The organism is Pseudomonas sp. AFG_SD02_1510_Pfu_092, from assembly GCF_003331055.1.
GTDB lineage: Bacteria > Pseudomonadota > Gammaproteobacteria > Pseudomonadales > Pseudomonadaceae > Aquipseudomonas.
This window is the reverse complement of sequence record NZ_PUQD01000020.1, coordinates 36886-55451: the sequence shown is the minus strand read 5'-3', so window position 1 is coordinate 55451 and position 18566 is coordinate 36886. Positions and strand designations below refer to the sequence as shown.

Below are 18566 nucleotides of genomic sequence, written 5' to 3'. Positions count from 1 at the left end.
CGTCTGCCGCCAGCAAAAGGCCACCTGAGGTGGATGTACGGCCAGCCGTGTTCTGCTCAGGCCAGCATGGGCGCCAACACGCCGGGCGTCTGCGCACCGAATATAACCGTACCGTTGATGCGGAACGAGGGGATCACACGCCCGGCCCAGGCCGCGACCGAGGCTTCTATTTGCTCGAGCTCGACGGCACACGCGTCGCTGCGCATGAATGCCAGGATGTCGGCAAACGACACCCCTTCCGCACTCAGCAACCGTTGCAAAACCGCCTCGTCGCCAATGTCCTGGCCGTGGCAATACAAGGCCTCGAACACGCGCTCGACGAATGCCACAGCAGGCTTCCCCGTGCGCTGCAGCCAGAGCACCGCTACCAGCGCCGGGCAAGTGTCCGGAGCGCTACGGATTGCGCTGAACGCCAGCTCGATACCCAGCTTCTGCATTTCCGCCGCAACGAGCGATTGATGCACCGCCGCCTGGGTGCCGAAGCGGCGCTCGAGAAATTCGGCATACGCGCCCCCGGCAGCCACTCGGCTCAGCGGCGAACGGCAAGGTTGAAACAAGACGTCGAGTGGCTCGCCGACCTGGGCCATCGCAATCGCAAGCCGACGCACTGCAACCCAACCCCACGGGTCAAGAAAGTCAAAGGCCAGTTCGGGTGCAGTGTTCATCGTCAATATCCTTGAGGCTGTGTTCGCCTCAAGGTTAAGGAGTTGCCGGAACTTGCAGTAGCCATCCAGCACGCAAGGGAGCGTTGCGTCGGCTGCTAGGCGATGTTCAGTAGCTCTTTCATGAACTGGGCGAAGACTCTGATACGGGTCGATTCGCGATTGATCGGCAGGTAAACGATATTGATCGAAGCGTTTACCGCTGTCGGGTTGACTTCATATTCCGGCAGCAAGCGGGTCAGCCGCCCGTGTTGCACATCTTCTGCCACCAGCCAGTCGGCCAACAGCGCCACGCCCTGCCCCGCCACCGCCGCCTGCCGCAATATGTCGGCGTTATTGCTCTGCATCCGGCCCTGCACCGCCACAGGCACGGTCTGGCCATCCACCTGGAAATGCCAGTCCCTCAATGGGCCACCGTAATCGAAGCGCATGCACGCATGGCCCGACAGCTCGCCCGGTTGGGTCGGGGCGCCATGCTGTTGCAGATAGGCCGGGCTTGCCACCAACCAGCGCTGGAAGTGGCCGATGGTGCTGCAGATGACTTCTTCACTGGAAACCGTCGACCCCAGGCGAACGGCCAGATCGACCCGGTCCTTGAACAGATCGACCATGCCATCGTTCAGGTTCAGGCTCACCTCCAGTTCCGGATGCGCTGCCAGAAAGCGCCCGAGGTGGGGTGAGATCAAGCGGCGGCCGAACTCCACCGGAACGCTGACCCGCAGCTTGCCTTTGGCTTCGCTACCCCGGTCGGTGACCAGGCTGTCGGCGGCGGCGAGTGCATCGAGAATGGCCACGGCATTATCGAAATAGGCCTGGCCCAGGTCGGTGGGGCTGTTCTGCCGTGTGCTGCGGGTAATCAGCGTGGTACCCAGCTCCGCCTCCAGCGCAGCCACCTGCCGCGCTACCGAGGATGTCGCCACGCCGAGCTTGCGTGCGGCGGCGGAGTAGCCGCCGCAGCGCACGGTCTCTACAAACATGCTCAACGCGAGAAACTTGTCCATCTGTTCAGCTCCGCTGATGATCCATGAAGGGCTGCGTGGCGCCGCCCTTCGAGGTTGCAGGTAGTCTGGATCATAGTGACCTGAACGGCTTCGAGCTATGACGAGTGTGCTGCGCAGGCGTCAGCGCTTGCCGGCGTGCTTGCCGAGGAAAATCACCAGTGCCAGCGCGGGGATCACAGCGGCAACCAGGCTTGTGGTGGCCCAGCCAAAGCGCTCGTAGAGCGGGCTGGCGACCATCGAACCCAATGCACCACCGACGAAGATACTGGTCATGAACACCGCGTTCAGCCGTGCCCGGCTGTTAGGGTCCAGCGCGTAGACCTCGCGCTGGCCAAGGACCATGTTCAACTGCACCGCGAAGTCCAAAGCAACCGCAGCAGCGACCAGGCCCAGATAGCCCAGCCCCGGAATACCCCCGATCAGCAGCGCCGCCGGCGCCATAAGCAACGCTGCCAGCGTGCTGACATGGCCATGGCCGGCATCGGCCAGGCGACCAGCGATTGGCGCGGCGATGGCGCCCACGGCACCGACCAGGGCGAACAGCGCCACACCGTTCTGGCTGAAGCCGTAATGACGGATCAACTCGATCGGCACCACGGTCCAGAAGAAGCTGAAGCTGGCGAACAACAGCCCCTGATACAACGAACGCTCACGAAGCACCGCATAGCGCCTGGCCAGGCCGAACACCGAGCCGATCAACTGACCATAGGTGGTGTGATGGTTAGGCATACGCTTGGGCAGCAGCACCGCCACCAGCGCAGCGATCACCACCATCAGCACGGCGGCGCTGAAAAACACCCCGCGCCAGCCAATATATTCCGACACCAGGCTGGAGGCCGGACGCGCCAGCAGAATCCCCAGCAGCAGGCCACTCATGATGTTGCCCACCACCCGGCCCCGGCTGCTCTCCGGTGCCATGTGCGCGGCGAGCGGTACCAAAATCTGCACCGCGACAGAGGTCAGGCCGATCATCAGCGAGGCGATCAGGAACAACGACGGCGATTCGGCAACGCCTGCTGCGGCGAGAAACACGCCGACCACCAAGGTAAAGCCGATCACGAGACGCTTGTTTTCCATCAGGTCGGCCAGCGGCACCAGAAACAGCAGGCCCGCGGCGTAGCCGAACTGGGTCAACGAAACGATCAGGCTGGCATGTTCGGGCGACAGGCCGATGCTGGGCGCGATGAGTTCGACGATGGGTTGTGCGTAATAGAGGTTGGCGACCACCGCGCCACAGCAGAACGCAAGAAAGATGACCAACGCCTTGGACAGGGTCGGCGCTGCTTCGGCATGCGCCGACGATGAAGCGGTTACATCAGGGCTGCTCGCTGACATGGCGACATCTCCGAATGGGGTGAGAAAGTTCAGGAGAAAGCCTATTCGCCAGGTACCGTTGTTGGAATACGAACTTGCAGCAACGAACTTATGCACGTTGCGCAAAGCTGGCAGCGTTATGTGAGTGATCTGTGCCCCCAACCAAGCGGCACCCGAGGCAATGTCACAGGTCGATTTGTGGGAGCGGCCTTGCGTCGCGATGGGCTGCATAGCAGCCCCAATAACGCCGCCCATACCCGCAAGCCCGCATCAAGAAAAAGCCCCTCACAAACACGCACAAAGCCCATGCCATTTGCTCAGCTGCAGATCGTGCGCACATTCCTGGACTAGCACGGTCCTTAGAGCAACTGTCTTGCTCAATTTTGAATATTGGTGCGATCCCTGTGGGAGCGGGCGTGCCCGCGAACACGGGCGAAGCCCGTGCCATCCACCACGCCGCCCTCTCTAACAAGTAGTACACAAATCTTGAACACACCGCGGCCAAGGTAGGAGCTGGCTTGCCTGCGATGGGCTGCACAGCAGCCCCATAACCCGCTTGACAGAAACAACCCCCAAGCAACCGCAACAGCAGACCAGCCGCAACCACGGCGCCTGGCCCGCCACTCCTCAATAACCCCGCCTATGTCTCGGCGGCGTCCTGATCGTTCCGCGCCATCACCTTCCCACACTGCTCACTGGTCAAACGACTGATGATCCGGATCGCCTGATGGATACCAGCCGTGTTGCGAAAGCTCAGGTGCGGGTTGTGTTCGCATTCCAGCGTTTCATCGTGCTGGACCAGGGCCTCGCCGAGCAGTTCGAGGGTCCAGGCGTAGCTTTGGATGGTGGAGAGGCGTTCTTGGTTAGTCATGGTGGGCCTCCGTTTTTGCGGAGATTGGGCGGGGGTGACTGGAGATAAAATTTCTGGAAACCGTCGAGAAACGGTGGTGGTGAGCGGATGTGAGGATGTTCAACGAATTTACGATGGTCATGCATGCGTTCCTTTCGTGATGGAACCGCCACCGCTCGCGGCCAAGCAAGTTAAGGTGGCAGCAGTACGCGGGTTGGCCGACCGGGACGAAAGGAGCCCGGCACACCCGAAGGTGTCCCGCGCACCACCGCCATAACGCGACATCACGAGCACAAAAAAGCGCCTGCGATGAAGATTGGGCGCTGATACGCCTTTCGATTCCGACCGGCCAAGGTCGCATCGCCGATGCGTCGGCGACGGGGGGACTTTATTCCCTAGGGGTTGGTTTCGCAAGTTTCCAAGGGTACGAAAGGGCTGCGCGCTTTGTGGGAATATGGTTGTTTACCAATTGGGGGCAAAGCGAACGCGAGCTTCGCTGTCGTCCGCCAGCCTTAGCCTGCGTAGCAACGCCAGTGCGGCCGGTACCTCAATCAGCGAGCGAAGGGTGGGTTAAGACGCTGCGAAACGTGATAAGTAAACCGGGCGTTTCAAAATCATCTCTAAACGACGAAACCATTACCTAAAAAGCCACAGTCCCCCGTCGTGAAAAAAACAGGTACAAAAAAGCCCCGCAGAAAGCGGGCATTTGCTTGATGCCAGACAGCGAAAACTCGCTACAACTGACTCTGGTGCGGAGAAAGGAATCGTATCAGCGCTCAAAGCTCTGAATTTATTCATATTTGTCCATCACGGCAAAAGTCCTTACCCAAAAGTTATCCTCAGTCTATTTTCCAGCTAACGAAACGCTATACTCCTAGAAAAACAATGGTAAATGCAAAAGCGATTGGCCATGCACAGACCAACTAAGAAGCAGGCCTTATTAATACAAAGCAAATCTCAAGCACATCCATATGCAAAGAGATCATACTTATGTGAAAAGAACCATTGAGAATAGCAAAACCTAAAGCGCAACCACACCCTAGATGTTCGCCACCTCAACACTATAATACTCATAGTGCGGATGTAGATTATTGAATACGCTACCAAAACCCAACATAAGGCTACTCGTAAAGCTGTCATTGTTAACAGATTTACTCGCGCCGTTCCCAGCAAGCACCCGATTCACCTTCTTCATTGCAGCTGTAGCGAGAAAGTGACCTCGCATAAAATCAAGAGCTCTATGCCCAGTCGCTGCAAACACGGCTTTTGTTGCAGTCATATGAGTATGCAAATTAAGGTTAGCTGCATGTTTCACTAGTTCTGCCCCGATCTTGGCATCACATGGGGAGCACGACTTCTGACTAGTCATAAACCTCGTACAATTGTCCGAAAGTACTGACTCTCCAATTCCATTAATTTGATTAGCTGCATCATAGAAGATTAAATCTTCAAAACTGTTCTCCAAACCTTCCATCCAATCGTCGAAATCCACCTCCGATATCGTACCGACTGGGACCCGACCGTACACCCTTGCAAGATGAACAAGCCCAGGTGATGTGATCAGTGTATTTTCGATTGAGTGTCCATACGTCACAACAACATCTGGAACGGCAACATAGCTCAAGTCCAGCTTATTAAAGTCCGAGTCCCTGGCCGCAGCCGAATCAATATCGCGATTAGCAATTTTGATAATCTTTTTCTTCAGCTCTTCAACTCCGCCCACAGACTCTACTTTATATCCGTCTTTTCCGAAGGCGCTTAGAATGGACTCCCAGAAGATGACGTCATCATCACCTTCAACATAAAGCATACGATTTTGGCCAAAAAATGCCGCCCGAACATTCAAGGCCTCATCCGAATATTCAAGCCCGGCCATTGATGACACCCTTCATATCAATGATATTATCGCGATATTTTGAAGCCACCTCCGGCGAGTGAGTAGCTGCAATTATTTGAGCATTTTGATTGAGTTTCTTAATAGCAGGGATAATTTTCCTCTGCCAGTCTATGTGCAATGAGAGTTCAGGTTCATCTGCGAGATAAACATAATGCCTTCCTCTCTGAAGCAAGGCTTCTGCCAGAAGGATTATTAATTGCTTCTCCCCGGAAGAAAGTTTAGCTATTGGGATTTCTTCGCTGTCGCCCTCAGTACTGCTAACTTTCAGCTCGCCAGAGCTTATACTAAAGCTTTTATCCGGAATGAATTCTTTTAGCGTAGACGTGAACTGATTCATCTCGCTATATATATCAAGCGTCTTCTCTTCTGCCATGAGGGACATCTCTACAATATTTTGAGTCCTCAAGAACGACTCAATGGCAGTGAAGTGCTTATCTTTCATATCCTTGGCATTATGCGTATAGAAAACCTTAAAAGCTTCGTCAACAGCCGCTATATGCGAAGAAATCTTTTTCTGAGTATTTGTATCGCTAGCTCCAAGCCTTGTATAAGCATTAACGAGCTTCCGTTGCTCTTTATCTTTTTCAAAATTTGCTGGCACTCTTCGGGAGCTTGTGGAACTTTCGGTAAAAAGGATTGACGCCAGCACGTCTTTTTGTAGAGTCGACGAAATCTCGCGCGCCTTAACAGATAGTTCGTACTGATATTTTGTTATATCCGCCCTTAATTGCATAAGCCGGAAGTCAATAGGCGATATCAGCCGCCTACCTGCTCGGTCCTTGATTTCATAATCTTCCGAGCTTTTAAGCCGATATACTGAGAGGGACGACAAACTGATAAGTTCAGCAAGACAGCTACGCACAGCTGCTGCCTCTTCTAGGATTCGTTTCTTGAACCCCATTGGCACGCGGACTTCGTCGCTACTAGCGATAGCCCTAAGGGAATGCCGCCTATTTGAAATCTTATAATCAATGGAATGAAAATTAAAACTCGGACCATCACTTTTTGTCACTCGAATTAATCGACTCTTACTGCCATTAACAAGTTTAATAGTAATGGTGGTAAAATCATTCTCAGCCAACTCTTCCAAATCTACCGTCAAAGCAGCGTGCAGCATATTCATGAAGGTAGTTTTGCCAGTGCCGTTACGTCCAATGATGATGTTTACATCGTCATTAAATGTGCATTTGGCATCCAGTCTATGCCAAAAATTATCTATTTTAACTTCCCTGACAGTGTACATTATAGCTCCGACTTATTTATGGTCTTCCCCGACATCACTCAGACACGACAAGCAGGCCCAATGCCATCACGGAAATGTACTACACCTGCTTCTTGCCTTGAAAGCCTCTGTTGAGCTAAAGCCTCACATTCCTGTTCTGCCAGCTTTTTTCAACTCCTTGGCAGAGAGAAACGTATCCACGAGGCGGCCATCTGCTTCGGAACGCCTAAGTTCGTCCATTATTTCTTCACCTGGCACCGAAGCCACATGGCTTTCCCAAGCGACAAGCAAGCAGTCTCACGGTCAACAGGTAGTAATATCTTGTAGCCTCGGGTCGTCCAGTTAGGCGCTGCTAAAGAAACCATACCAAATTTTTTTTCCGCCAAGCCCAAGGCGTCTCTAACTGCCAGCGCTTTGCGATTCAGCTTGGATAAGCTTCGCCGGCCTAAAATAGCGCTGCCTCGTTGCATTCGAGCCCGTCAGCACTGCAATCAAGAACAGCTCCATGTCAAATGGTTTGCTCATGCTCGACCACCATAGGCAGCGACCACATCGATTCTACCGTGCCCCAGCTCATAGCTGATCTTCCTCCTGGTCTCTTGATCAAGCTTAGACTGCACCGGGCTTGATCACCTCTTTCAGGTAATCCATGGCGGTCTCGATGTAGGCAATTTTCGGCAACCGGTGTGTGCTGCCGGCTTTCCCTTCGAGCTGCTGTCGATGTAAGTCGGCCAGTGCGGTGTGGTTGCCCTCGATCTTGGCCGACGCCAAGCTTTTCAGGGTGCGGAAAAAGAGTTTTCAGCTAAACGAACACCTAAGGTGGGGTGTCGCCCTCCAGCCTCAGTCTGCGGAAAAATTCCAGTTCGGCCAGTAGATCAACCAGCGACGAGTCGAAGGGTGGGTTCAGCAGCTGAAAATCGTGAGGAGTAATTGGGGGCATTTCAAAAATTTATCTCTAAATGACGAAACCATTATCTAGAAAAATCCCGGCTTTCACCCCGTAAACATTGGCCGAAACCTAAACGACAGATAACTATTATCTAAAAAATCCGGCAACCCTAAATGGAAAACGGCACGCCGCGAAGTGAAAAAACCACAGCCCCGCCGTGAAAATCCAGACACAAAAAAACCCGCACTAGGCGGGCTTTCTCTTGCTGCCAGTCAGCGATAAATCGCCAAAGGCCAATGGATTCTGGTGCGGGAGACAGGAATCGTATCAACACGAAATGTCCTGAATTCAATGGGTATTATTCTTAAGGGTACAACTCTTTATCTCTAAAATTATCCCCAGCATATTTTCAGGATCCCGACCACTGCGAAATGGCATGACAGGGTGATGGAGGACGGCTACCCAATCGCCAAAACCAGGCTCAGGCTCTTCTGGGGAAAGGCAGCTATCGACCCTTAGCGGCCCATCGGGGCGGACTGCTAAGGGCCACAAGACGCGGTTCGTAGTTGTCTAAAAAACTAAGATTTTTCAAATATATGGCGTCTCCTTTGCGCTCGACCAACACGGGGTTTGGCAATCGCTAAAATGGAGCTCGCGACTGCTAGGCACTGTACGAAAAGTAGTGTCGTAGACACCGCCGGCAGCAGGCCAATGTGACCATCGCCGCATAACTTGTTGCGAGCTTACAGTAGCGGGTCGACAGGCGGCAGTGCTCCTTCAACCAGCCAAACAGGCGCTCGATGAAGTTCCGCTCCCTGTACTTGGGCTTGTCGAATAGCCGCGGCAGACCTGGCTTCGGCTTGCGCTTCATGGCTCGGTAAGGGATGACAGGCTGCATGCGATAGCGGTCGCAGTACTGCCTGAGTGCTTCAGCGTCGTAACCCTTGTCTTCCATGAGCTTTCGGCATCGCTTGCGAGGTCTGCCCCAGCCTGTGTGCACCTGAACTCCATCAAGTAGAGGCTGAGCATGCGAGATATCGCTGGCCTGTCCGCCGGACAAGGTGAAATGCAGTGGCACACCGCGGGCGTCGCAGACCATATGAATTTTCGTCGTTAGCCCTGCCCGACTTCGCCCAAGTGCGTGGTCCGCTGGTTCTTCCTCCCCCCTTTTTTCCTGCTCCAGAGGAGGCCCGGGTTGCTTTGACTGCCGTTGAATCGATGCACCAGGTATCCAGATTGATCAGCCCTTGTGCGTTGAGCTTGACGTGCATCCGCCTGAGCATCTTGTTGAAGGTGCCCTGGTTTCGCCAGTCTCGAAACCGCTTATAAATCGTGGACCAAGGACCGTATCGCTCAGGCATGTCACGCCAGGTCGCGCAGCACCAAGAACACACCGTTGAGCATCACTCGATCATCGGCTGGTGGGCGTCCGGTGCGGCGGGGTGTATTGAAGAGATCGGCGACCAACTCCCAGTCGGCGTCGGAGATTTCGTATCGCTGTTTGGGCATGGCAGAGCCCTGCGCTAAAAAGCTCAGAACTCTACGGAAACTCAGGCGGGTTGGGGCGTTGGCGGAATTTCAAAGGATTTCGTACAGAGCCTAGTCCGAGAGTCTCTGCCTTTGCGCCCCCCTCAATCCCTTTGCAAAGCCGTTGCATCTTCAGTTGCGTACGACCGTATTGATAAATTTTATGCCATCCTCGGCTCATCGTGCGGCACGCTCAAAAACCAAGGAGAAATGGTGACTTTTTTTCAAGTAGACAGAACTCAATACCCAATCGGCCAAGGTAGCTTCCACGCCACTGCAATCCGCCGAAGAGGGAGCAAGCTGAGCATGGTCATCGACTGTGGTGGAGCCACTGCGGCGCACCGCGCCGTGCTGATTGATGAATTTGCTCAAGGGCAACGCCGACACGACATATTGGCCATCAGTCATTTCGATCAGGACCATATCAATGGTATCGAGGAGCTACATGCTGCTGGGGTGAGCTTCGACTCGGTGTTTTTACCCCATGCAGAGATTCGTAGCTATCTGCTATGGATGACGTTGAAACTCAGTGGTGAAGAGTTAGCCGACGAGGACATAGCCAACGTCATTCGTATAGGCGGGCGCCTTTACGGAGGTGACTTCGGTCCGGTGGTGCTGGTAGGCACAGGGTCTCCGGAGCAGCCTGGTGAAAGAGATTTGGGCCCGGACTCAACGAATGTGTTGAGGGACCAGCTCACAGATGACGCCTTCGAAGCGTTAAAACGAGCAAGAGAAGGCGGTCAAATTTTCTCTTGTTCGCAGTCGCTGAACATGAGAAATGTTGACTGGCTCTTTCGGTTCTATTCACGCGAATGGATCTATCCCGAGGAAGCGCGCGTCATCTGGAGCCTACCACTCTTTGCCGGTTTGAAGGCCGTGGTCAATCAAGCCAACCAAAAGATGACCCAAGCACAATGGAGCTCTTTCGCCTCCGCGCTTGAAGTCGAATTGTCGCGCAAAGTTTCGCACGCAGATGCCCCTCAGATCAGGAAGATCTTGGGGGCCGGGTTGAGCAAGACGGACACTCGACAGGAGCCGTTGCGAAGACTGGCTCATAAAATTCGGAATACGCCAGGGCTAAGTTGCAAAGAGGTGCTCACTACGCTGTATTCTCTTAGCCAATCACTGGAAGACTATAATGATGCATCGATGTGCGTTTACTCAGGACCAGCTCAACGCGGTACCGACACTTGGCCCGAACAGTTCTCACGAACGGTCCACCAAGGACAGCGGGCCCTGCGCAACGAGAAGCTGTTGTTAGCACACAATCGCGAAGTCGGCTGGATCACCACTGGTGATGCAGATTTTTCTACGCCGGAAAAAATGAAAGAATTCCTGCGGCATTACCATGCCGAAACAGCGCTGACCTCGGTGTTTGTGCTCCCCCATCATGGCTCGCGAAACAGCTACGACTCCAATATGGACCGACTGCGGGAACTTATCGCTAACCTTTGTGATAGGCCGCTGTTCATTGCACCAGCGAACCCGGAGCATAAAAAATTTCGCCATCCGCATTGGCCAGTTGAATCTACTTGTCGTAAAGCGGGAGATTTTTACATCGTCGACAACGACTTCGCCTCTTACTATCGTGAGACCATAAAGCCAGTCCGAGCGCTCGCCGAAGTACTCTCCTGGGAGTGGCCGTAACGAGTGACCTTGAGTTTCTCAAAAAGACAAAGCCCTTGTTACTCCAAGACTCGGGCTTTACATCAAGAATTTTGGGGATCATACAGACAGCCAAAACCTCCAACTCAGCTGATCTGCCCAGCACCCACTCCCCCCTCAGCGCGTACTACTAATCACGAATGCACGTTATGAGATTTGGGAACGGTGGGCCGTAGATATCTATACAGCCTGGTGACACACTGGGCCGTTCCATCGGCCGCTAGTTGCTATGGATCAATAGGTTCTGTGTACCAGATTAAGTTGAATTCTTATATTGGAGGGCAAGAATCCAAATTTAGGTATAAATGGCTGAAATTCCAGATTTTATTCATTCAGCGACTTCTTCCACTCTCACCAATACAATCTGATGCTGGTCAGTTATAGCCTCATCCCATTTACTCAAGCCCAGGCGCCTTTCAACGTATTGGCGCAATGCTATCCGTGTGCGGATTTTTATCTCCCCACTCACCATGTTGTAATCATGTTCTATGGCTAGCCGACGCGGTTCCGAGTAATTGGGGTTTGGCGAAATAACCAAGTCAACAAACTTATTCCACTCTATGTCTGGCGGAACGTTCTGTATATCGTCTTCGGCTTCAGCGATGGTGCGAATTCTGCCTAAAACAAAATCTTTATACATGGCGGATCTGAAGCAGTAAGCACGTAAGTGCCATCTGAATCCATCGAACCCGAAAGCGCTTGGGTATATTGTCCTTTCTGTTGGTTCGGGATGCGCCATAGATTGGTAGCCAACCTCTACTGCGCATTTGTTTCTTAATGCTCTAAGTAAATGTATGAGTACTGGAGTAGGAACATGGCGGTTGGGAAACGGCACAATGTCGGCTTCAGGGGACCATCCGATAAAACTTTCGCTCGGACTCAGCGAACCTGATTGGCGCCCAAACAATTCTTTGAGAAAGGTGTCGCTGTCCCGGCGACAGAGAATTGGTTCGAAGCCTGCCGTGGCCAGATAGGCTTTAGCCGTTCGATCGTAGACCAGGTTATCTGGAGCCAACTCGATATACCGGGCCAAATCCAGCGAGGCTTGGGGAGTAGAGATTTGGAAGAAGCCGATAAGGTCGGCACGGTTCAGCCGTCCCTCCCACATCAACCGAAAATCGATAAATTCGAGGCGGCGTTCTTGGCCCCAACGGCCCGTTCGCAGTGCCTTCTGGCTCATTTTGCTTACCTTCATCCCATCACACGATTAAAAATTATACGTCCAGTATCTAGACGGGTCTAGTTTTTAGGCTTAGCATCCTTCGCATTGGATCCAACTACCAAAATCGGAGGTCTCTCTTGGGTGCAAAGATTACGTTTTTCCCCGTTGCTAACGGGGACATGACACTGATCCGCCTCGCGGACACTAGGGTTACGACCATTCTGATTGACATTAAGATCCGGAAACCTGCTGACGACACTCCAGACGTCGCTGCGCAGTTGCGCAAACGCCTGCAATACGACGCCAAGAATCGCCCTTTCGTGGATGTTTTTCTGCTCAGTCACCCCGACCAAGACCACATTCTGGGCTTGCAGAAGCATTTCTGGCTTGGGCGCCCCGAGGACTATCCAGACGACGACAAAAAGGCATCTGAGCGGCGCATCATAATCAGGGAGATCTGGTCGTCCCCCATGGTTTTCCGACGTCATGAGAAAAATAATCATGTGCTTTGCCAGGATGCTAAGGACTTCGCCACCGAGGTACGCCGGCGAGTGAAGCACTGGAAGGCGAATCGCACCGCTGGTCCTGGCAACCGCCTGCTCATCCTCGGCGAGGATGAAGGCAACAAAACCGACGACTTGCAGGAAATTTTGATCAAGACGGGGGAAACACTGGACCGCATTGGCGGTGAGTCATTCTCTAGCCTGTTCTCCGCCATCCTCCTCGCTCCGGCACCGCGCCAGGACGACGAGCTTGAAGAGAAGCTGTCCAAGAACAACTCAAGCGTCATCCTGCGCATGAAGATCTTTGCCGCTAAAGGGTCGGCCAACCACGTGAAATTCCTTAGTGGAGGAGACGCTGGTGTAGTGATCTGGGAACGTATGTGGGACAACTACAAAAACGAACCGGAAGTACTGGAGTACGACCTTTTGCAGGCCCCTCACCACTGCTCGTGGCGGTCACTGTCCTATGACAGCTGGTCGGACAAGCAAGATGAGGCCAAGGTATGCGAGGGTGCACGCGAGGCCCTGAGCCAAGCTTTGGACGGCGCCACCATTGTCTCCAGTAGCGCCAAGATTGTTGATGATGACAATGATCCTCCCTGCATCCGCGCGAAAACTGAGTACAAGTCTATCCTGCGGTCGGTAGATGGTGCGTTCCTCTGCACCGGCGACGACAAAGCTGGGAACGAGACCGAGCTCGAGATTCAACCCAACGGAAAACTGGTGCGTGTTGTGGTCGGAGCGTTGGCCGCCGGTTTGAGTGTCGCGGCAGCTGCAGCGCCGAGGGCGGGTAAGCAATGACAGAGTACTTCGAGCCCGGGGAACGGGTGTGCCTCAATGACTACACCCCAAATTTCCCCCAGACTCGGGCGCTTTTGAATGCTTGTGAAGCGAATCCCTTCGTTGAGGTGGTTGAGCTGAGGCTCTCGCAGCAGCCACGCCTTACAGAGCTCATTGTGATAGATGCCGGCGACGCGACGATCGAGCACGCTAGCCCATCCGGCATCAAACGTAATGAACGACTAGCAATCAGGGTTTCGGACTCTACTACCGCCCCTGTCGAAGTGCTGGCACTGCGCAAAGACTTTCCGAGCCTTTCGCACCTGAACCACACCTTGGACAACGAACCTAAGTCCCTGTGCTTGTACAACGTTGACTGGAGTACAACTGAGCGGACCTGGACTGCACCGAAGTTTTTGCAGCGAATTTTCTGGTGGCTGAGGCAATCAGCAATTGGACAGCTACACCGGCCTGATCAACCGTTGGAGCAGCTTTTTTACATGAGTCCGTACCAGCTGTTTCTGCCCGCTGACTCCCTTCAATACGCCGCCGGCCAGGATAAAAAGCTGGCAATCCATTCGATCGATGGCCAGCACGGCATTCTTCGAGCGGTGCCGTTAACCAGCCCACTGCACAACCCTGCCTCCAAAGGACGTTTCCAACTCCTACCGATCGAGGTGGCGTCACTAGAATCCCATGAGGTGGTCGCGCCGCCTCAGACCCTCGGTCAGATACATGACCGCCTCGTTTTATGGGGAAGCGATTTGGTCACGCCACTGGCTGACAGCGTGAAAAACGCTTTTGGGGATGGCTCCGGCGTACTCACAAGTACGCTTTCAGCCATTACCGGGCTGGTGATCTTGATCGGCATCCCAAGAACCCGGCAGGGGGTTTTTGATCGCCATGACGTCCTAGGTTATCTCGCCCTAAAAAACCCGGCTGAGCTGGCTAACATGCTCGACTTTCCGGTTCAGGAAATTGGTGAGAAATCCTACCTGACGACATTGATAGGAAAATCATTCCCAGAGCAATCGGAGAAATGGAGGAGCTTGCCTGTCAAGCTCATTGAAATCCGGCGTTGTCTGGACAGTAAGTTTTCCCAAAAATTATCCGGTATTGATTCAGAGACCGCAGACTTCCGCGGTGTTCTGGCTGGCGTTGGTGCTCTCGGCAGCTTACTTGCGGATATATGGGCCAGAGAGGCATGGGGGTCATGGACCTATGTCGACCCCGACAGGGTGCTGCCGCATAACTTGAGTCGCCACATCGCGGTCGACGCCAACCTGGGCTTGGCCAAAGCAGAAGTCGTCCGAGCACACGTGATCAGTATCTTCCCTGATTCACCTCCACCGGTTGCTATTCATGCCAGCGTCACCGATGACGAAAGCGCGCTAGTCCAGGTCCTCTCGAACGCCGATGTGCTTGTGGACGTGACGACGACATTAGGCGTACCTCGCGAACTCTCCAACCGCCCAGACTGTCCTCGCCTGGCAACTCTGTTTATCACACCATCAGGAAACGGATGTGTTCTGCTCCTTGAGGACCAGCAAAGAGATTTGCGGAGCAAGGCCATCGAAGCGCAGTACTACCGAGCCATTCTCAACAGTGAATGGGGTGAGGAACACTTGGCAAACCACCATGGCGACATCTGGGTTGGGGGAGGCTGCCGAGATATCTCAGTCAAGCTAGCACCTGAGCGTATTCACCTGCATGCAGGAATTCTGGCCAGGCAGTTAAGACGCAGCCTGCAATCTACGGAGGCTCGAGCATGCGTGTGGGTAGTCAATGATGAGAGCGATGCCGTCACGCATATGGAACTAGAACTGCAGGCCTCCTGCTCGGTTGACACTCAAGGCTGGAAGATCATTTACGACCGGGGGTTGGTTGCCAAGTTTACTCAGTATCGACGCGAAGGATTACCGCGCGAAACCGGCGGCATGCTCCTTGGCGTTACCGACACTAAAAATATGGAAATTCTAGTTGTCGATGCTCTGACTGCGCCACTGGACAGCGAAGCGAGCGCTTGTCACTTCATTCGAGGTAAAGAGGGCCAGCAGGAAATCCTGGAGCGATGCCATCAGCGTACTGCGAACCTCGTGGACTATATCGGCGAATGGCACTCACACCCATCAGGGTATCCATCCAATCCAAGTGCGGATGATCGAGCCCTCCTTGCTAGTCTCACGGACAGAATGTCGAATGACGGCTTGCCGATGCTCATGGTGATTGTCGCAGAGGACTCGATCAGTTTTACCCTAGGTGTACCGCCCGTAGCGTAGATCGTCATTTACCAGTTCCCCGGGATCAGCCTATCCAAGGAGCAATTTCCAACTATGCTGTACGTCATTTTTCTTTACCTGCTGCTCCTGCTATTCGGAGCGACCTATTCAATCAGCGCCATGGAACTGGGCTGGCTCTCTCTGCCTTATGAGGTAATCAGGGTGCCACTCATGTGCGCCGCAATAGCTTGTGTGGGTGGTTGCCAGTACTGCCTCCGGGCTCTTTACCTCAACAAGTGCGTTCACAAACGCTGGGATCCAGACTGGTATGCGTGGTACTTCATCCGCCCCATCACCAGTATGGTGGCGGGCGCCATAAGCTACCTGTTCTTGAAGGCAGGCCTGCTGGTACTTGAGTCAAGCTCTAAAGAAAATGCCAGTGAGATCGGTTTCTTCGCCCTGGCGTTCATCGCTGGCTTCAACGTTGATAAGTTTTTCGCCAAAATCGAGGAAGTTGCTAAAGCGGTTTGGGGAATCGAAAAGTCTCGTGCATCCGAACCCCGTACTGGGCCACAGCCACCGCAGACGCCATAAGGTTAAATCTACTCCATATGTAGAAGGAGCTTCCGGTGCTTTCATGGATAGGGCAGTGGATGGGAAAAGCCTCCCATTACAGCTATGAGCAACGATTCGATCAAGCGCTGAAACGAACAACTGCATGGGGGCTGCCAGAAACACTATTCTGCCGATCACCCGAACGCTTTGTGAACGAGGACAGGTGCCAGATCTTCCAACAAGTGGTGACAGACGCCTTGTCACCGCTTCGTGCTGAAGAGGTTTCTCAGCAGTGCTTCACCATCACCGCGGCGCTGAAAGCACCACTCGAACACGCGCTACAGATACCTCTCGTATATACATTGGGCTATGTTGAGTACAACCATGGCAAGGTATTCCATAGCGATGTCCAGCAACTCAAGGAGTTGCTGGACAACGGAATAACATCTCCAAGCTTGGACCTGCATGCCTGGCTCACGCTACCAAGTCATGAAATCATTGATATAACGTTCGGTACAACATATGGAATTCTGACAGGTACGCCAGACTGCGTTGGAAAAATGTGCCTCTTGCATCCGGATGACATGCCAGTTGAAATGCAGTATCACCCTCAGTTGGTCGGTGAAGACTATTTGGAGCGAATTGGCGGAATGTATTCACTGACGGTACTGAATTTGGGACGTTGCACCTGACTTGATCAAGCGTTTGTATCCCACTTGACCACCTGTTTGCATTCGACTTGACCAGCCATTTGCATCGGATGTGGCCAGCGCACGGGTCCGTTTTGACCGGCAGGTATCGACCCGAAGCGGACAGTGGCATGAGCTGAATCAGCCGATAGTGGTTGGGAATGTCACTGAAAGTTTGTGATGATAAATAGGGATTGACGACAGCTCTGGTTCGTTTGGTATTCCCCACAGTCGTGAATCAAGCCATCTGAAAATAGCCAGGATCAGGATTTAATTCACTATCCAACCCTATCAGAACAATTTATTTATTTCAGAAGAACGTTCTATATCAGGTCGAAAGACCTCAATAATCAGCTTCTTAGTATTTTCCCGGATGGCACTCAAGCTTTGCATAAACTCACCTTCCGATATTTCTTTGTTACAAAGCAAAATTTTCCTATACAGCAAATTAAAATTATCTTCTTTTTTACCACTCCTTTGATTCATCATTAGAAGCGAAATGTAAACTATAGATTCCTTGATTGCCTCATCATTCATCAAGCCAGATAATTCCTTAACCCTTCCTTTGTTGCCCTCAAGTAAAAATACGAAAGGAGCAATAAATATTTGGTTCGTGCCAGGCTTTTGAAGAACCTCCTCAGTTGCAAGTATGTAGAAATAAAAGTCAAGATGAGCATTGAAAACAAACCAATATTCAGGCTCATTCATTTTGAATTTTCTAGAATACCCATTGACTACGGACAGAAAGGCATCTATAAAATCGGAGGTAGGTTCACCCTTGATCGAAAACACGTTAGAAAATAAACATATGCTTGGCGCTTTTTCTATATTTCTGAACTCTGCATTCTTTACGGCAAGCTCTTTCTTTCGCTGCAACTCCAGCTCACGCGCTTCGGATCTAGCCAAGTCATCCTTGTAATAATTTATTTGATCATACAAAAATAATGAGTAATACTTGAATGCCGAATAAAAATAATTCGCAGTTTCTTTAGCTACGCTTTCCTCTAGCTCAGGTATATCTACGAGCCGCTCTGCTAGATTCTTAAGATTCTCATCAGATGCAATGTATTTCCGAATGCTCTCTTTGTCTTTGAAGTTATCTTCCCCCATTAGCTCCACAATTGTCTCTTTGTTGGCATTCATTTGAACGAACGAGGCAAACGCCACAACCGAGTCATTGGATGAGTAATTGACGAGGATAGACCCTCCATGTGCATGATTAATAACATCAATCAGAGAGGCGTCATTTCTTTTCAAGCAAGAATATACAACCCTAAATATATCGCACACCACCTCAAACGATATTTTTCTAAAAGTCAAGCCTGTCGATGAATTTATTATTATGTCTGACTCTACAAATTCTATACTTGAAATCCTGAAGAAAGGAATATGCCCACTCTCGCCAAGAAGGTTATACACAAGATAATTTTTTGTAAAAAGAACCCCTTCACCCCATAGCCCTAAAAAGCTATCATCAAGGAAAAGTAAGCAGTCATCATCTGCCATGATCTTAAGGTTAGCGCGGGTCAAGAAATTATTCAGTTTGTGTTTTTCAATTTCGCCTTTAATGAAAACCCTTCTTAAAGATGAGAACTCATTGAAATCACTATTCCTTAACATTATTCCTTCCT

Annotated in this window: 13 protein-coding genes and 4 pseudogenes; 5 read left to right on the top strand and 12 right to left on the bottom strand. The window is 52.4% G+C overall.

The genetic code is table 11. The features are described 5' to 3' along the window. Positions 1 to 56 precede the first annotated feature (56 nt). From C6A77_RS11460 to C6A77_RS11420, 10 genes and pseudogenes are all read right to left on the bottom strand, one after another. Entirely contained in the window at positions 57 to 665 is a 609-nt protein-coding gene (locus C6A77_RS11460) for a DsbA family protein (protein ID WP_114169567.1), read from the bottom strand. A 95-nt stretch (positions 666 to 760) separates the two neighbouring features. Next, complete coding sequence (locus tag C6A77_RS11455; RefSeq protein WP_114169566.1) at positions 761 to 1663, bottom strand: LysR family transcriptional regulator; 903 nt, start codon at positions 1661 to 1663, stop codon at positions 761 to 763. 120 nt (positions 1664 to 1783) lie between these two features. Then, positions 1784 to 2998 carry an MFS transporter gene (locus C6A77_RS11450; RefSeq protein ID WP_114169565.1) on the bottom strand — a complete coding sequence of 405 codons (1215 nt, stop codon included), beginning with the start codon at positions 2996 to 2998 and terminating at the stop codon, positions 1784 to 1786. Between the two features lie 619 nt (positions 2999 to 3617). Continuing rightward, positions 3618 to 3848: a hypothetical protein gene (locus tag C6A77_RS11445; protein ID WP_114169564.1), complete on the bottom strand. Its 231-nt coding sequence runs from the start codon at positions 3846 to 3848 to the stop codon at positions 3618 to 3620. A 1018-nt stretch (positions 3849 to 4866) separates the two neighbouring features. Next, positions 4867 to 5703, bottom strand: coding sequence for a DUF4435 domain-containing protein (locus C6A77_RS11440; RefSeq protein WP_114169563.1), 837 nt, complete (start codon positions 5701 to 5703; stop codon positions 4867 to 4869). Next, the gene (locus tag C6A77_RS11435) at positions 5690 to 6967 is read right to left on the bottom strand and encodes an AAA family ATPase (RefSeq protein WP_114169562.1); all 1278 of its coding nucleotides are present in this window, start codon (positions 6965 to 6967) and stop codon (positions 5690 to 5692) included. The genes C6A77_RS11440 and C6A77_RS11435 overlap by 14 nt, the downstream gene beginning before the upstream one ends. A gap of 226 nt (positions 6968 to 7193) precedes the next feature. Next, positions 7194 to 7471: pseudogene (locus C6A77_RS25965) on the bottom strand (hypothetical protein). After that, positions 7468 to 7554 (bottom strand): annotated as a pseudogene (locus C6A77_RS26175) (integrase); the annotation flags it as partial. The pseudogenes C6A77_RS25965 and C6A77_RS26175, both read right to left, overlap by 4 nt. 7 nt (positions 7555 to 7561) lie before the next feature. After that, positions 7562 to 7886 (bottom strand): annotated as a pseudogene (locus C6A77_RS26170) (Fic family protein); the annotation flags it as partial. Positions 7887 to 8496: 610 nt separating this feature from the next. Then, positions 8497 to 9344 (bottom strand): annotated as a pseudogene (locus tag C6A77_RS11420) (IS5 family transposase). Positions 9345 to 9668: 324 nt separating this feature from the next. Between C6A77_RS11420 and C6A77_RS11415 the strand changes: the two are divergent. Further along, on the top strand, positions 9669 to 11009 hold the full coding sequence (locus tag C6A77_RS11415; RefSeq protein ID WP_241507412.1) for a hypothetical protein: 1341 nt from the start codon (positions 9669 to 9671) through the stop codon (positions 11007 to 11009). Between the two features lie 346 nt (positions 11010 to 11355). Here C6A77_RS11415 and C6A77_RS11410 read toward each other — a convergent pair whose 3' ends face one another. After that, positions 11356 to 12207 carry a WYL domain-containing protein gene (locus tag C6A77_RS11410; protein WP_114169561.1) on the bottom strand — a complete coding sequence of 284 codons (852 nt, stop codon included), beginning with the start codon at positions 12205 to 12207 and terminating at the stop codon, positions 11356 to 11358. A gap of 119 nt (positions 12208 to 12326) precedes the next feature. On the opposite strand from C6A77_RS11410, the gene C6A77_RS11405 reads away from it, so the two are divergent. From C6A77_RS11405 to C6A77_RS25300, 4 genes are read left to right on the top strand one after another with little or no spacing between them, the layout of a single operon-like run. After that, a complete protein-coding gene (locus C6A77_RS11405) occupies positions 12327 to 13493 on the top strand; it encodes a metallohydrolase (RefSeq protein WP_114169560.1) in 1167 nt (388 codons plus the stop codon). Further along, positions 13490 to 15751, top strand: a complete 2262-nt coding sequence (locus tag C6A77_RS11400) for a Mov34/MPN/PAD-1 family protein (RefSeq protein WP_114169559.1) — start codon at positions 13490 to 13492, stop codon at positions 15749 to 15751. The genes C6A77_RS11405 and C6A77_RS11400 overlap by 4 nt, the downstream gene beginning before the upstream one ends. A gap of 54 nt (positions 15752 to 15805) precedes the next feature. Beyond that, the gene (locus C6A77_RS11395) at positions 15806 to 16285 is read left to right on the top strand and encodes a hypothetical protein (protein ID WP_114169558.1); all 480 of its coding nucleotides are present in this window, start codon (positions 15806 to 15808) and stop codon (positions 16283 to 16285) included. Between the two features lie 35 nt (positions 16286 to 16320). Further along, positions 16321 to 16938, top strand: a complete 618-nt coding sequence (locus tag C6A77_RS25300; RefSeq protein WP_133295875.1) for a hypothetical protein — start codon at positions 16321 to 16323, stop codon at positions 16936 to 16938. Positions 16939 to 17226: 288 nt separating this feature from the next. Here C6A77_RS25300 and C6A77_RS11390 read toward each other — a convergent pair whose 3' ends face one another. Further along, on the bottom strand, positions 17227 to 18555 hold the full coding sequence (locus C6A77_RS11390; RefSeq protein ID WP_133295874.1) for a hypothetical protein: 1329 nt from the start codon (positions 18553 to 18555) through the stop codon (positions 17227 to 17229). Positions 18556 to 18566 lie beyond the last annotated feature (11 nt).

Coding starts and splice junctions, on each gene's coding strand:
- C6A77_RS11460 (WP_114169567.1), bottom strand. CDS start 665: ATGAACACTGCACCCGAACTGGCCTTTGACTTTCTTGACCCGTGGGGT.
- C6A77_RS11455 (WP_114169566.1), bottom strand. CDS start 1,663: ATGGACAAGTTTCTCGCGTTGAGCATGTTTGTAGAGACCGTGCGCTGC.
- C6A77_RS11450 (WP_114169565.1), bottom strand. CDS start 2,998: ATGTCAGCGAGCAGCCCTGATGTAACCGCTTCATCGTCGGCGCATGCC.
- C6A77_RS11445 (WP_114169564.1), bottom strand. CDS start 3,848: ATGACTAACCAAGAACGCCTCTCCACCATCCAAAGCTACGCCTGGACC.
- C6A77_RS11440 (WP_114169563.1), bottom strand. CDS start 5,703: ATGGCCGGGCTTGAATATTCGGATGAGGCCTTGAATGTTCGGGCGGCA.
- C6A77_RS11435 (WP_114169562.1), bottom strand. CDS start 6,967: ATGTACACTGTCAGGGAAGTTAAAATAGATAATTTTTGGCATAGACTG.
- C6A77_RS11415 (WP_241507412.1), top strand. CDS start 9,669: ATGGTCATCGACTGTGGTGGAGCCACTGCGGCGCACCGCGCCGTGCTG.
- C6A77_RS11410 (WP_114169561.1), bottom strand. CDS start 12,207: ATGAGCCAGAAGGCACTGCGAACGGGCCGTTGGGGCCAAGAACGCCGC.
- C6A77_RS11400 (WP_114169559.1), top strand. CDS start 13,490: ATGACAGAGTACTTCGAGCCCGGGGAACGGGTGTGCCTCAATGACTAC.
- C6A77_RS11395 (WP_114169558.1), top strand. CDS start 15,806: ATGCTGTACGTCATTTTTCTTTACCTGCTGCTCCTGCTATTCGGAGCG.
- C6A77_RS11390 (WP_133295874.1), bottom strand. CDS start 18,555: ATGTTAAGGAATAGTGATTTCAATGAGTTCTCATCTTTAAGAAGGGTT.